At 43.4% G+C, this 13,611-nt stretch carries 10 protein-coding genes; 5 read left to right on the forward strand and 5 right to left on the reverse strand.

Features of this window, described 5'->3' with window-relative positions:
• The first annotated feature begins 95 nt into the window (after window positions 1-95).
• Genes ACMX3D_RS13805 through ACMX3D_RS13815 form a run of 3 tightly spaced genes read left to right on the forward strand, consistent with a single transcriptional unit; the run spans window position 96 to window position 2,656 of the window.
• Window positions 96-815 (forward strand): Uma2 family endonuclease, encoded by a 720-nt coding sequence (locus tag ACMX3D_RS13805; protein ID WP_482751965.1) that lies wholly within the window; start codon window positions 96-98, stop codon window positions 813-815.
• 44 nt (window positions 816-859) lie between these two features.
• Window positions 860-1,486 (forward strand): restriction endonuclease subunit R, encoded by a 627-nt coding sequence (locus ACMX3D_RS13810; RefSeq protein ID WP_482751966.1) that lies wholly within the window; start codon window positions 860-862, stop codon window positions 1,484-1,486.
• 3 nt (window positions 1,487-1,489) lie between these two features.
• Entirely contained in the window at window positions 1,490-2,656 is a 1,167-nt protein-coding gene (locus tag ACMX3D_RS13815; protein WP_482751967.1) for a cysteine desulfurase family protein, read from the forward strand.
• 118 nt (window positions 2,657-2,774) lie between these two features.
• Here ACMX3D_RS13815 and ACMX3D_RS13820 read toward each other — a convergent pair whose 3' ends face one another.
• The 5 genes from ACMX3D_RS13820 to ACMX3D_RS13840 all read right to left on the reverse strand — a co-directional run bounded on the left by ACMX3D_RS13820 (window position 2,775) and on the right by ACMX3D_RS13840 (window position 12,064).
• Window positions 2,775-4,181 (reverse strand): family 2B encapsulin nanocompartment shell protein, encoded by a 1,407-nt coding sequence (locus tag ACMX3D_RS13820; protein WP_482751968.1) that lies wholly within the window; start codon window positions 4,179-4,181, stop codon window positions 2,775-2,777.
• A gap of 269 nt (window positions 4,182-4,450) precedes the next feature.
• On the reverse strand, window positions 4,451-5,860 hold the full coding sequence (locus ACMX3D_RS13825; RefSeq protein WP_482751969.1) for a family 2B encapsulin nanocompartment shell protein: 1,410 nt from the start codon (window positions 5,858-5,860) through the stop codon (window positions 4,451-4,453).
• A gap of 132 nt (window positions 5,861-5,992) precedes the next feature.
• Window positions 5,993-8,242 carry a family 2 encapsulin nanocompartment cargo protein terpene cyclase gene (locus tag ACMX3D_RS13830; RefSeq protein WP_482751970.1) on the reverse strand — a complete coding sequence of 750 codons (2,250 nt, stop codon included), beginning with the start codon at window positions 8,240-8,242 and terminating at the stop codon, window positions 5,993-5,995.
• A 1,117-nt stretch (window positions 8,243-9,359) separates the two neighbouring features.
• Window positions 9,360-11,195: a peptidoglycan D,D-transpeptidase FtsI family protein gene (locus tag ACMX3D_RS13835; RefSeq protein WP_482751971.1), complete on the reverse strand. Its 1,836-nt coding sequence runs from the start codon at window positions 11,193-11,195 to the stop codon at window positions 9,360-9,362.
• A 197-nt stretch (window positions 11,196-11,392) separates the two neighbouring features.
• Window positions 11,393-12,064 carry a hypothetical protein gene (locus tag ACMX3D_RS13840; protein WP_482751972.1) on the reverse strand — a complete coding sequence of 224 codons (672 nt, stop codon included), beginning with the start codon at window positions 12,062-12,064 and terminating at the stop codon, window positions 11,393-11,395.
• Window positions 12,065-12,600: 536 nt separating this feature from the next.
• Here ACMX3D_RS13840 and ACMX3D_RS13845 point away from each other — a divergent pair.
• Both ACMX3D_RS13845 and ACMX3D_RS13850 read left to right on the forward strand, forming a co-directional pair.
• On the forward strand, window positions 12,601-12,819 hold the full coding sequence (locus tag ACMX3D_RS13845; protein ID WP_482751973.1) for a hypothetical protein: 219 nt from the start codon (window positions 12,601-12,603) through the stop codon (window positions 12,817-12,819).
• Window positions 12,820-13,258: 439 nt separating this feature from the next.
• Window positions 13,259-13,591 carry a hypothetical protein gene (locus tag ACMX3D_RS13850; protein ID WP_482751974.1) on the forward strand — a complete coding sequence of 111 codons (333 nt, stop codon included), beginning with the start codon at window positions 13,259-13,261 and terminating at the stop codon, window positions 13,589-13,591.
• The last annotated feature ends 20 nt before the right edge of the window (window positions 13,592-13,611 follow it).

A 13,611-nucleotide genomic window follows, 5' to 3' on the forward strand; every position in this document is an offset into this window, starting at 1 on the left:
TCCTGTTCCCTCCTCATCCGAAATTGCTATAATTCTGGTGAGGATATTGGTACGGGTAAATTGCCAAGTATCCGTAAGTTTTGGGGAAACCAGCCATGTTAGAGTACAACTTGCCGAGGTACTTGCCCTCTGCTGAAGAGTTGCCAGACTCTGATGAAACTCCTGTGGATAATGAACTGCAAGAATTAATACCAGGGTTGCTCAAGGCTATCTTGTTAATACTTTGGTCAAAACGCAGGGACTGGTTTTTTGGCATAGATATGGGTATTTATTATCACCCTGATCAGCTGCCAATTGTGCCAGATGGATTTTTGAGTTTGGGCGTAGAAAGGTTTTATGATGAGGAACTGCGTCCTAGTTATGTGCTGTGGGATGAAAATGTTCTCCCGATTTTGGTGTTAGAAGTAGTTTCTCAAAATTATCGCAAAGAGTACAGCGATAAGCTAAATGAATATGAGGCTTTGGGTGTACTTTATTATGTGATTTATTCTCCTCGTCGTCGCCGCAAACCTCGCTTTGAAGTACATAAATTAGTTAATGGGAAATACCAATTACAATCAGGTAATCCTGTTTGGTTAGCAGAAATTGGACTGGGAATTGGTTGCGAACGAGGAAATTATTGTGGCTTAACTAGAGAATGGCTTTATTGGTATGACGAGGAAGGTAAAAGATATCCCACACCAGAAGAACAAATTAAAGCAGCACAAAAACGTGCTGAATTAGCGGAACAACGCGCTCAACAAGAAGCAAGACGCGCTCAACAACTGGCAGAACAATTAAGAGCCTTGGGTATAGATCCAGATACTCTTAATTAATAGTTGGATTGAGTAATAATTAATCCACATTAATCATACTTAATATGGTTAAAATTATCCAAGCTCAAAATATTGGAATTGCCTATTTAGAGGAAAAATTTGGTTTACAAATCTCACAAGATGAAAGGTTTTTCTCAGAATGGTTAGAAGAGTTACCGGAAGCTACAAATTTAGATAGACAATATTTGGATAGGGTAAAATCTAATTTTTTAAGTTTAGTTAAGCGTCCGCCAATTTTAGAAAATGCTGTCAAAATGGTGATACTATCACCTCTATTAGACTTGGCAGGATTTTATCGTGAGCCATTTGCGATCGCCACTGAAGAATCTGTAGAAATTACAGTCCAAGATGGAGAAGAAATTATCAGAGGCAGAATCGATATCTTGGTTATTCAAGAGCAATTTTGGCTATTGGTAATAGAATCTAAACGAGCAAGTTTTTCTCTTTTAGAGAATATACCTCAAGCACTATCTTATATGCTGGCTAGTCCCAATCAAGATAAACCAATATTTGGATTATTAACTAACGGCAGCAACTTTATTTTTTTGAAGCTCATAAAATCAAATAAACCCATCTATGCGCTTTCTGATGAATTTACTCTATTAAGAAGAGAAAATGAACTATACAAAGTTCTGCAAATATTAAAAAAACTAAGTCAAGTTTTAATTTAATTTATGTCTAATCGTCCTATTTATCTTGATTGTCATGCGACTACACCTGTAGATGAACGAGTATTAGCCGCAATGTTGCCATATTTCACCGAAAAATTTGGCAATCCTGCTAGTATTAACCATGTGTATGGCTGGGAAGCAGAAGCGGCTGTCAAACAAACGCGAGAAATATTAGCAGCAGCAATTAACGCCACACCCGAAGAAATTGTATTTACTAGTGGTGCAACAGAAGCGAATAATTTAGCCATTAAAGGTGTGGCTGAAGCTTATTTTCAAAAAGGTCAGCATATTATTACGGTAGCTACAGAACATAAAGCCGTTTTAGATCCCTGCCAGTATCTGAAAACTCTGGGTTTTGATATTACAATTTTGCCAGTCCAACAAGATGGACTAATTGATTTAAATGAATTAGAAAAAGCCTGTCGTCCAGAAACGATTTTGGTATCAGCAATGGCGGCTAATAACGAAATTGGGGTGTTGCAGCCATTAGCAGAAATTGGGAAAATTTGTCGCGATCGCAATATCATCTTCCATACAGATGCAGCCCAAGCTATTGGTAAAATTCCCTTAGATGTGCAGGCAATGAACATCGATTTAATGTCTCTGACTGCTCATAAAGTATACGGCCCCAAAGGCATCGGTGCATTGTATGTCCGCAGGCGCAATCCCAGAGTCCAACTTGCACCCCAACAGCATGGCGGTGGACATGAACGAGGAATGCGTTCTGGAACTTTGTACACACCGCAAATTGTTGGTTTTGGCAAAGCTGTAGAAATCGCTTTAGCAGAACAAGCAACAGAGACTAAACGCCTTACCCAACTAAGACAAAGTTTGTGGTTACAGCTGTCGCAATTAGAAGGAATTCACCTCAACGGACATCCTACCCAGCGACTAGCAGGAAACTTGAATATCAGCGTTGAGGGAGTTGATGGTGCTGCACTTTCTCTTGGACTGCAATCGATAATGGCGGTATCTTCTGGTTCTGCTTGTTCATCAGCAGTTATCGCACCTTCCCATGTTCTCACAGCCTTGGGAAATTCTGAGCAACTAGGCTATGCCTCTGTGCGATTTGGCATTGGCAGGTTTAACACTGCTGCGGAAATTGATATAGTAGCCAAACATGCGATCGCCACCATTCAAAGTTTACGCAAGCAGAAAACTTTGGTATAAGTAGCCATCATCAACTGCTTCTCAGCAATAGAAGCAAACCTTGGCTGATTTTTCTTTTCTGATTTTTGTTAAGAAAGAAGCAACTAAATTTATAGAGAAATTCAGGTTTAGTCTTCCATCAGCGACCGATTTCGACATCTTCAAGGATACCGAGTGCATCAGGTACGAGGACTGCTGCGGAGTAGTAGGCGGTGACAAGGTAGGAGATAATAGCCTTTTCATTGATACCCATGAAGCGAACGGACAAGCTAGGTTGGTATTCGTCAGGGATACCAGTTTGATGTAAGCCGATTACACCTTGGTCTTCCTCACCCGTGCGGAGTATCAGAATAGAACTAGTCTGGTTCTTAGTAATCGGGATCTTGTTACAGGGAAAAATCGGTACATTGCGCCATGTAATGATCTTACTCCCATCAATATCAATGGTTGATGGATAGATGCCTCGACGGTTACACTCCCGACCGAAAGCTGCGATCGCCCGCGGGTGAGCCAGAAAGAACTTCGATTTCCGCCGACGGGTAACTAGTTCGTCAAGGTCATCAGGAGTTGGGGGGCCGCTGCGGGTGTAGATGCGCTGTTTTAAGTCAGCATTGTGCAGCAACCCAAACTCGCGGTTGTTGATCAACTCGTATTCTTGACGTTCCCGCAATGCCTCGATAGTCAGCCGCAGTTGTTCTTCTGTTTGGTTGTAGGGTTCGTTGTACAGATCCGCAACGCGAGTACTCACCCGCAACACACTCTGAGCAATGCTTAATTCATATTCGCGGGGTGAGAGTTCGTAGTCAACAAATGTTGTTGGTAACGTCGTCTCTGTGGGATGAGCGACCGACAAAGCGATCGCAGCTTCTCCGTACTTGTTTTGTGGTTGTTGGGCGCGAGTCCGAAACTGGTCAACTTGAGCCTGCAACACCTGTGACTGGTCGAGCAATTCCCGAAATGCCTGTTGTGGTAGCGCCAATACTGTGGTTCTGGTCAAAGCTTTGATTGTGAACTTCCAACTGCTTTCTGACTGCACCAACACCTGCTCGCCAAAATAATCACCGTCAGCCAGCATATCCAAAAGAGGCGGCTCGTCATACTTGCCAATACCAATCTTGTTTACTTTGCCATGTGCGATTAAAAAAAGCCGATCAGCTGGCTGACCTGACTGCACTATGATGTCATCAGGTGCGAACTCCTGCTGCACAAACCGACCCGCCAATGCAGTCAAAACCTCAGCATCGTCAAACCCTCGCAGCAATGGCAACTCACAAAGTTCCTGGGGAATTACCTGCACCTCGGCTCTGGTGTTGGAGAAACTTAACCGCCCATCACCCACGGTATAAGTTAACCGACGGTTCAAGCGATAAGTGCCACCCTTTGTCTGCACCCACGGCAACATCTTCAACAACCACCGCGGCGTAATTTCCTGCGTTTGCGGTGCAGATTTTGTTGTTTTAGATAAATTACGGGCAGCATCTTTACTCAAACTTAGTTGAGGTTGTCTACCTTCAACTAAGCGATTCGATTCAATAAAATCCGTCATCACTTCATCCTCTAGTAACAATTTTGGATTTTAGATTTTAGATTTTAGATTTGTTCCACGTAGCTTGCTTGTTGCAGAGCGAGTATAAATCACAGACGTGTTGAAATTTTGAATCTTTCATAGGACTAGCCCTTTACCCCGGTTGGTGAGCTTGCCGAACTATACCCTTTTCCCCACTTCTGCAAGAAGTCTAATATTTTTACCCACCTTGAAAGGGCTAGTCCTATTTCAATCCAAAATCCAAAATTTAAAATCTAAAATTCAATCACTCAGCGCCCGATTTCGACATCTTCGAGAATGCCGAGTGCATCAGGAATGAGGACGGCTGCGGAGTAGTAGGCGGTAACCAGGTAGGAGATGATGGCCTTTTCGTCGATGCCCATGAAGCGGACAGACAGACTCGGTTGGTACTCATCAGGAATACCTGTTTGATGTAAGCCGATTACCCCTTGTTTTTCTAGACCAGTGCGGAGCAAAAGTACAGAACTAGTGCGGTTATTGGTGATAGGGATCTTGCTGCAAGGAAAGATAGGTACGCCGCGCCAAGCTGTAACCTGAACGCCGTTCACATCTACACTGTGTGGATACACACCCAGGCGGTTGGCTTCGCGGCCGAAGGCAGCGATCGTCCGGGGGTGAGCTAGGAAGAATGACGGCTCTTTCCATACTGTTGCCAACAACTCGTCGAGGTCGTCGGGTGTGGGTGCGCCGGTGCGGCTGTAGATGCGCTGTTTGAGATCGGCGTTGTGCAGCAACCCGAATTCGCGGTTATTGATTAACTCGTGTTCTTGACGTTCTCGTAATGTCTCGATAGTCAACCGCAGTTGTTCTTCTGTCTGGTTGTAGGGTTCGTTGTACAGATCGGCTACTCTGGTACTGACTCGCAACACTGTTTGAGCGATGCTCAACTCATATTCGCGGGGTCTAAGTTCGTAATCGGCGAAGGTTCCTAACAATGTGGCTTCTTGGGGATGATCGGTTGCTACCTGAATGGCGGCTTCACCTTCGGCATTCTGTGGCTGGCTGAGGCGGATGCGGAACTGTTCGACATGAGTTCGCAACGCCTCGGACTGACCGATTAGCCTCTCAAACTCCTGTTGGGGTAGCGACAGAACTATGGTTCTGGTAATCGCTTTGAGGGTGTACTGCCAAGTGTCCTCGGACTGGACGACAGTTTCATCGCCGAAATGGTCGCCGTCGGCTAGCACATCGTAGACAATCTGTTCGTCATACTTGCCAATACCAATTTTGTTCACCCTACCACGAGCAATCAGAATCACGCGATCGGCTGGCTGACCAATCTCCACAATCGTGTCGTCTGGGGCGTACTCCTGCTGAACAAATTGGTTTGCCAACGTGGTTAATACACCATCGTCCTCAAATCCTCGTAGCAAGGGTAATTCAGTCAGTTCTTGGGGAATTACTTGTACTGTCGCTCCGGTGTTGGTGAAACTGATCCGCCCATCACCCACCGTATAACTCAACCGCCGGTTGACTCGAAAGGTGCCACCCTTTGTCTGTGTCCACGGTAACAGCTTCAACAACCACCGGGATGTAATTTCCTGGTTCTGCGGTGCAGATTTGGCAGTTGTCGCCAAATTACGCGCCGCTGCTGTACTCAAGGTTAACTGAGGCAACCGATCTTCAACATTCAAATTAGGATCGTTAGAATACGTCATAATTTAATCCTCCACTTTTTAGTTACTAGAAAAAAATCAAGTTTTACCTGACGACTGCTGACCGAGGAACCCAAAGCCGCAAAATTTATCAAAAGAGAATCCAAGAGTTACTTAGTAGTTGCGATCGCCTACCTAACTGAGACCGAATGTACTGACCAAGGATCTAATACGTGCAGCAGATGTACCTAGTCCTGTAGGGCCTCTCAGCAGCCGTTCTGCTGGCGAACTATTACGCAATTCAAATTCCTTATATCGGTCTACCGCTATATGCCACTTGAGAACGCCGCACATCCACTGTTGTAATTTCTCAACGTATCCGTGCAGTTTCTTACGAGTACTTTCATCCAGATCGAAATCGTCGAAAAGTACAGGCAGTTCGGTAGCAACGATGTTTTGAAACTGTTGCGCCCTAGCAGTCATCAGATTGTTAACAATCTCGACAGCCTGGGATTTGTCGCAATTGAGGAAATTCTGAATAACCAGCACGCCATTATTGAGTTCGCCCTCGAATTCAATTTCTTTCTGATAGGAGAAGATATCGTTAGTCAAACAGGCGAAGTCGGCGGCCGAATTATCCAACTGGCGCATCGATCGCGTGCGGTAAATTTCTTGCGGGATCTCGTTACCTTGAGCTAGTCGAGACAGGCTCATCGTTAGATCCGAACCGAACGTCTTACGGCGCATCTCCACATAATCTATCGGGTCTGGAATCCGATTTTGGATTTGGTTGGCAAGTTCCCACAACCAGCTTTCAGTCATGTCCTCGATCGCACGGCGGAACTGACTCCGCGCATTTTCAGACATCGGCCCGGCTGTACGCGACCAGATGTCAGCCAAGCCGCGTTCTACTGGGTTAATCGGCTCTGGGGTAGGGCTGGAATCAATAGGCATGAATGCCGACAGTCGGGCGTTGAATACTTTCGCACCCGCCATGTTGCGGCTATGTCCGTAAAGCGCCGGAAAGTAATCGTCGGCATAGGTTCCCCAAACAAGCCAACACGCCGTGATATTTAGCTCAGAAGCAGACGCATTCGGATGAATCAATGCCCCGCATAAGGCTACGTCGGCAACGTCGAACTTGTGGTCATTCCAGATGACGGCATCAGGAATACCGGGTAGTGAGTCCAACATCCCCATCTGACGCGCCCATTCCTTGGAATGCTGCCGCGCTCCATTCAGATGGGGATTCAAACTTGTAGAGAACGGCATGTAAAACTTCGGCAATTTCACCGGCCCCACAGGCTGATATGGAACGTGAGTAAAGCTCTTAAACCTTCCCAAACCCAAAGCACTGTATAACTTGCTAATATGTGCAGCCGATGTGCCTAGTCCAGTGGGGCCGTCCAGAACCGACCCGGATGTTGCAGAATTATCCCCTCCTTTGTTCATGTAGCGGCTCGACCTCATATGCCACTCATGACCGCCCGACTGCCAATCTTGAAGTCCTTTGGTATATAAAAGAACGTTCATCCGAGCCACCGGGTCTAGTCCATACTCTTCAAACAGAGGGGGTAACTCGGTGATGGCGGTGTTGTCGAACTGCTGTAGCCGCGAGGTTAGTAGGTCGTTGGTGAGGTTAGCCGCCTCTTGGGTACTCACATTCAAAAATCGCTCCAAGACCAAAACGCAGTTAGCGTTCTCACCTTCCTCCTCTACTTCTCTTTGGTAGGAGAACAAATCGTTGCGGAGATGCACTCCATCGGAAAATGTGTCTTTCAGCACCCGCATGGGGCGAGTAGCAGCGATTTCAGCCGGAACCTCAACAAAGGCGGCGTGTTCGACCAGATTGGCTGACCACGGTGCGCCACCAACCTTGCGGCGCATCTCAATGTATTCGATGGGGTTAGCGATGCGATCCTGGCGGATATTGGCGAGTTCCCACAGAGACTCTTCTAAGAGGTTCTTGGTACTCTCGAAGAACCGCAGCCGCCAATCCACAGATTTGGTAAACGCGGTGCGAGACCATAAATCAGCCAAGCCTCTTTCCACGGGATTGGTGGGTGTTGGGAAAGTTTCGGTAGGATAAATTGGCATGAACATTGGTAGCCTGCCGAGATATTCCTTCGCCCCTGCCATATCTTGAGTGCGCTTATAGATTTCCAAGAAATGATCGTCGAAGAAGAATACCCAAACATACCAATCAGTCACTAGATCGAGTTCCGTACTTGGTGCATCTGGATGGGTATACGAGCAAAGCAAGGCATAGTCGTGGGCATCAAACGTCCTCTCGTCCCAGATAGCCGAGTCTTCAGCTTCTTCTTGCGAGCCAAGTATCCCCATTTCGTAAGCCCACGCCTTAGAATGCACTCGTGCTGCTTCTAGGTTTGGGTTTAGCCGCGCGGGCCAAGGCATATAAAATTCTGGCAGTTCAAAGGGTTGCATGATCTGCGCGTAACCTCCTCTGAAGTCTGGTTGCTATCTTTATTTCCATTTGAAAAAGCTGTTTAAGTCATTACTTCTTTTTGATGTTGGTAGATGAATTGTTTGTGATTTATTTTGATACTCTCGTAATTTTTCAGATTTGTAGAAAAAAAGCAATCGTAGACTAAAGGACTTCAAGAAATAATCTAAAAATTGATTTGCAAATTAAAAGACAGTTAAGACATTTAAGACATTTAAGCCGATACTTAAATCAAGAATTGAAGACAGTTAAGACAGTTAAGCCGATAGTTAAAAGATTTAAAACAATTATTTAAAAATAATTACTAACGGTTAATTTTTTGCGACTAACTAAATGTATAGCTGGTGGGTCAAATACCATAAATGAATCTCTGCCAAAATCGACAAAGCCTTTGCAGGATAATAATTTGCTGGTTTTAGCAATTTTAGCAATGCCTCACAAAAGGTTCTTTAAAAATAGGGTATGTCCACAAGTTTTAAAGAACCTGAACTTGGATCTCAAAACCTAGCAAATTTAGCTTAACGGCAAATATAACTTGTAGAATATGAGCTGAGAGTAGGGGAAAGAGAACAGAGTAAGGACTGTTTTTTCTCCTCTTTTCTATTATGTTCTATGTTTCTTACATATAATTTACTGTCAACAAATGGCGCATTTTTGTCTTATCATGCATCTTTATCGAGAAAAGGTATGAGTCTGCTTTACCTATTTTTTTGTTTCGCGCAAAGATGCAAAGGCACAAAGAAAAGCTCGCAAATAACAACTTTTGCAAGAGGTCTTTTGACTATTGTTTAAAACTAGAAAGATTTTTGCTCCTTTCCGCGTCAAAGAGGGGCTGGGGAGAAATTTATCGAATTCACGTCAGAATTAAATCTTTTCGCCAAAACAGTGCGCTCGTGCTGAGTGCTGAGTAAAAGGTAAAATTAACTGCACTCAGCATATAGGGTTTGAAGACCCTAAATTTATTTATGAAAAAAATATTTTTATTTTTTTCGACACACGTAGTGCAAGAAAAAATGTGTCCTTGTTTCAATCCCCTAACTTTAGTTATAGTGTTGTACTCAGCACTTTCAACTCAGCACTACTGAATCAGCACTCTCATTACGGTGTTTCTGCTGCGGAATTTACTTGTTGTGGTGGAAGGTGTTCTAGGGGAATCAGTGTTTCCATTACCGATTTGACAATTGGTGCAGCAACAGTGGAACCATAAGCGTTTTCGCCCTTTGGTTCATCGACAATTGCCAAAATTACATAGCGAGGAGCTTCCACAGGTAAAATTGCTACAAAGCTGGTGATTCTAGCACCAGGGATATAACCACCGTTGGGACTAGCTTTTTGAGCTGTGCCTGTTTTACCACCAATGCGATATCCAGCAATTTTTGAAGGTTTACCAGTGCCTTCAGAAACAACGGTTTCCATCATTTCTACAACCTTTTGGGTGATTTTAGGCGAGAAAATTTGACGTGGTTCAGGAAGTGTCGGTGCGTAATGCATTTTCCCATTGCTATCCACCAGTCCCCGGACTACATGGGGTGTTACCAATTTTCCCCCATTAGCTAAAGCTCCATGCAGCTGTACTAGTTGTAAGGGAGTAAGAGAAAAACCTTGTCCAAAAGATGCAGTAGCTGGTTCAATGGGCGAGGAAATAAATCTTGATTGACTTTTCAGCGAACCACTAACTCCAAAAGGTAAATCTGTTTCTATAGGTTGTCCTAATCCCAAACGTTCTAACCAAGTGTAGTAGACAGAGGGGCGCATTTTTTGGATAATCTGCACCATCCCGATGTTGCTAGAATTTTGCAGAATCTTGGCAATGCTAATTTGCCCATAACCATTGTGTTCGGCATTTTTAATTACACGGTCAGCAACTTTGATATAACCAGGATCATTAAATGTATCATCTGGTTTGATTACACCATTTTCTAAGGCGATCGCCACATTTAATGGTTTAAAAGTTGACCCCGGCTCGTAAAGATCAGCCACTGTCCAGTTTCTAAATAAGCCTATTTTTGCTTTGCCATATTCATTGGGGTCATAAGTTGGCTGCGAAACCAGGGTTAGTAAAGAACCGTCTAACGCATCCATCACAATGACGGCTCCACGTTTAGCCTTAAACTTTTCTACCTGTGCTTTCAGCGCCAAACGAGCGGCTCTTTGCAGACGGGTATCAATGGTTAATTGCAGTTGCAAGTCATCAGCATGGAGAAAACCTTCAGGAGCATTATCTGGTTTTAATTCGCCGTTCCCAGACTGCATTAACCGCACTTTCTGCACAGAACGTTCTAGCAGTTTCTCTTGACTATATTCCACACCTGCTTGACCACGACGTTCCAGGTCTACGTAGCCCACCACATCTGATGTTACATCTGCTTGCGGATATAAACGGGAGTATTTTGGAATTAATTCTAAGCCATTTAAGCGTAGTGCAATTACGCGCTCAGCAATTTCTTCTGGTAGCGCCGGTATAAGTATGATCCCACTTTTGCGGCTTTGAAAAGTTTTAACTAAATCAGCCGCTTCTTTGCTGATGATTGGTGCTAACTTTTGGGCTATTTCTTCATTAGACTTATCAAACAGCTTGGGATGGGCATAAACGGTATATACAGGACGGTCAACAGCCAAAATATTGGAATTACGATCAATTACTAAACGACGAGGCATAAAAGGTCGCAAACTCACCATTTGTTGATTGCGTGCCTTCTGAGTTAGTTTTTTTCCTTGAATAATTTGTAAGTTGTATAAGTTAAAAGCTAACCCTAATCCTGCGGCTACTAAAATAGCCCATACTGTCAAAAGTCGGACTTTGCTGCTTTGGATAGGTTCTTGGATTTTGGCAGTAAATTTTCCCATGAACCTTTTTCGGGAAATCTTCTGCTGCTTTGTAACTCCAGAATTTCTAGAATTTTTGAATTTTAATTTACTTGACGACTTCTGCATCGGCTTCGTCCTTTGTTATTTGTCATTTGTCTTGGAAAAATGACTCATGACTATCGCAGCCCTAAATGAGTTATGAATAAATCTACTTCTTACTCCCTAACACCACTGAGGGAGTCTGGCGACCGAACACAGTAGTTCCTCACTATTCCCTGCCTCTACGAGTAGTTGAGAAGTCAAATAGGATTGCTGTATTGCCTTTAATATCCCAATGGCAAGGAGGTTGGCTGTTGCATTGGAGAATTAGATGTTGTGTTAGGCAGCGTGGAATTGGCAGGAGTATCAGATGCTGAAGGTAAGAAAATTGTCTTATCTGGCGTAGGTGATACCAATCCTGCACTTGGTTGTTCTGCTTCTTCTGCCATTTGGTTTTTCAGCATGGCGTTGGTTGTTCTTAATTGTCGCTCATTGCGTTGCAGATTTTGTAAGCGGCGAAAGTCTTGATTCCATAGTTCTTGAGAATAGACTGTCCAACCATAAACAACAAGAGCTACAGCAACTAATAAAAATGTCACAACAGATGAGTAACGATGTACAGCGTACAACCGCAGTAACCAATTAGGTAAAGCTTCAGCAGTAGGCACAATAGGCAGATTTAAAGAGCCAGACGGAGCCTTCTTAGATTGGTTTTTGCTCTGAGAAACTTTGGATTGAGTTAATTCTTGTGTCCTGTTGGTGGCAGAAACAGATAAATTTTTAGCAGAACGCCGTTGACGTTTAGGCGATACTACCGGAGATTGTTCTGGAAGTGGGGATACACTACTCATAGCTGACCCCCGACCTGCGGAGCGCCGCCTTTGTGCAGTTGGTTGAGAATTCCGCCAGAACCAAGTACTAGGTGCAGACACAGCTGATTTACGAACAGCAGCCATAGATTTTTAAAGATAGGAAATAATGTATTTTAGTCTGTTTATTAAATTTTGCTCAGGTTAAAATAGCATTTTTTGCGATCTGAAGGAGCATAGCTCTAAGCTTTAGGCTTGGTTATACTATCTTGGATTGGGAATGACTGCGCCTAAGTTTTATGAATCTGTTGCAGTCATTGTTTTAATTGGTTGTTTTTGAGGGAGTTAATCCAAATTTGTGCTTCACTTGAGTATTGCAATAGTTACAATCAGCCATTAGCCATTGGCTAACTTGACATTTTAAGTATTGCATCTCAGTCTGGCAATACCAAATAAAAAGAAATAACCTTAGCGATCGCCTAACAATCTTTGGTATGGTAACTTAATACCCAAATTACAGAACCTCATCAGTCTGTGGCCTAATAACTTAACCACAAACAATCAGCCCTAAGAGTGTTTTTAAATATCTCATAGACAGGATATTTCAAAAATTAGCAATAATATAGGTTATCTTATTCAAAAGGCACAAAAATTTGATTGCCACAATTGGTGAAAGAGGAGTTATGAAGACAAAAATCTTTGGTTTAGCTTTAATGTTAAGTTTGGCGGCAGTTCTGGGCGCGTGTGAAGGTGGTGGTAATGCGCCAAGTGCTACAACCTCACCAGCAGCTACAGGTGAACCCTCAGATACTGGGTCAACACCCACCACTACTACACCAGCTGCGACCATCACACCCACAGCTACTACAACACCCACAGCTACTCCCACTAAAACACCCTAGTACTTTGTCTTAGATTCAGTTCTAAGGCAATGGCTTGGGATTACTGTTGAGTACAATTGTTTGAGTTAATGAGTAGAAACAAGAATCTGAGTATTCTTCAGCGAGTGGATAATCAACTCAAACACACTTCAGATATCTGTTAATGTAAAACAGCAGTTATTGGACACTGGTAATGTTGGTTTAAACCACAACCAAGTGTCCATTTAAATTTTTAGCCTGATTTAGATAAAAAAGTTTCTATTTTATATCTGCACTGTTGTCTAAACCTGAAAAGCTGAGTTCGCCAATTTTTCTGAAAAAATTGAATAGGCTATTACTACCTGTATTCAATCGAACTAGTAAGTCTAGAATAAAAAGAAAAGAAATCAAAATTAGATGGCAAGATTTGATTAGTAATTCTTTTATTTAGCTACTGAATTTTTGACTTGAGGGTGGTGAGATGGGCAAAGTAAAATCTAGAAAGCGAATAATATTTGGGGTTTTGAGTATTACCTCTAGTATTAGTATGTGGTTAATGAGCCATTGGGGAGCAGCAGTCATGGCTTTACCACCGTCAGAAGATATACCAGAAGAGATATTGCGGACAGAAATTATTATAGATGCGCGATCGCCTATTGATGGCAAACCTGTAAGTGCTGCCGAGTACGCACAGCTACAAGCCCAACTCCAAAAAGTTCCTCCACCGACATTAAACACTAAACTGCGGCAAACAGTGTTTCTGCTACGGATACGTAGAGTCTTGCTTCAGTTATTTCCATTCTTGGATATATAATCATCTCTCATCTGTGATTG

The sequence above is a fragment of the Anabaena sp. TISTR 8404 genome, from assembly GCF_056847745.1.

Coding starts and splice junctions, on each gene's coding strand:
- ACMX3D_RS13805 (WP_482751965.1), top strand. CDS start 96: ATGTTAGAGTACAACTTGCCGAGGTACTTGCCCTCTGCTGAAGAGTTG.
- ACMX3D_RS13810 (WP_482751966.1), top strand. CDS start 860: ATGGTTAAAATTATCCAAGCTCAAAATATTGGAATTGCCTATTTAGAG.
- ACMX3D_RS13815 (WP_482751967.1), top strand. CDS start 1,490: ATGTCTAATCGTCCTATTTATCTTGATTGTCATGCGACTACACCTGTA.
- ACMX3D_RS13820 (WP_482751968.1), bottom strand. CDS start 4,181: ATGACGGATTTTATTGAATCGAATCGCTTAGTTGAAGGTAGACAACCT.
- ACMX3D_RS13825 (WP_482751969.1), bottom strand. CDS start 5,860: ATGACGTATTCTAACGATCCTAATTTGAATGTTGAAGATCGGTTGCCT.
- ACMX3D_RS13830 (WP_482751970.1), bottom strand. CDS start 8,242: ATGCAACCCTTTGAACTGCCAGAATTTTATATGCCTTGGCCCGCGCGG.
- ACMX3D_RS13835 (WP_482751971.1), bottom strand. CDS start 11,195: ATGCAGAAGTCGTCAAGTAAATTAAAATTCAAAAATTCTAGAAATTCT.
- ACMX3D_RS13840 (WP_482751972.1), bottom strand. CDS start 12,064: ATGGCTGCTGTTCGTAAATCAGCTGTGTCTGCACCTAGTACTTGGTTC.
- ACMX3D_RS13845 (WP_482751973.1), top strand. CDS start 12,601: ATGAAGACAAAAATCTTTGGTTTAGCTTTAATGTTAAGTTTGGCGGCA.
- ACMX3D_RS13850 (WP_482751974.1), top strand. CDS start 13,259: ATGGGCAAAGTAAAATCTAGAAAGCGAATAATATTTGGGGTTTTGAGT.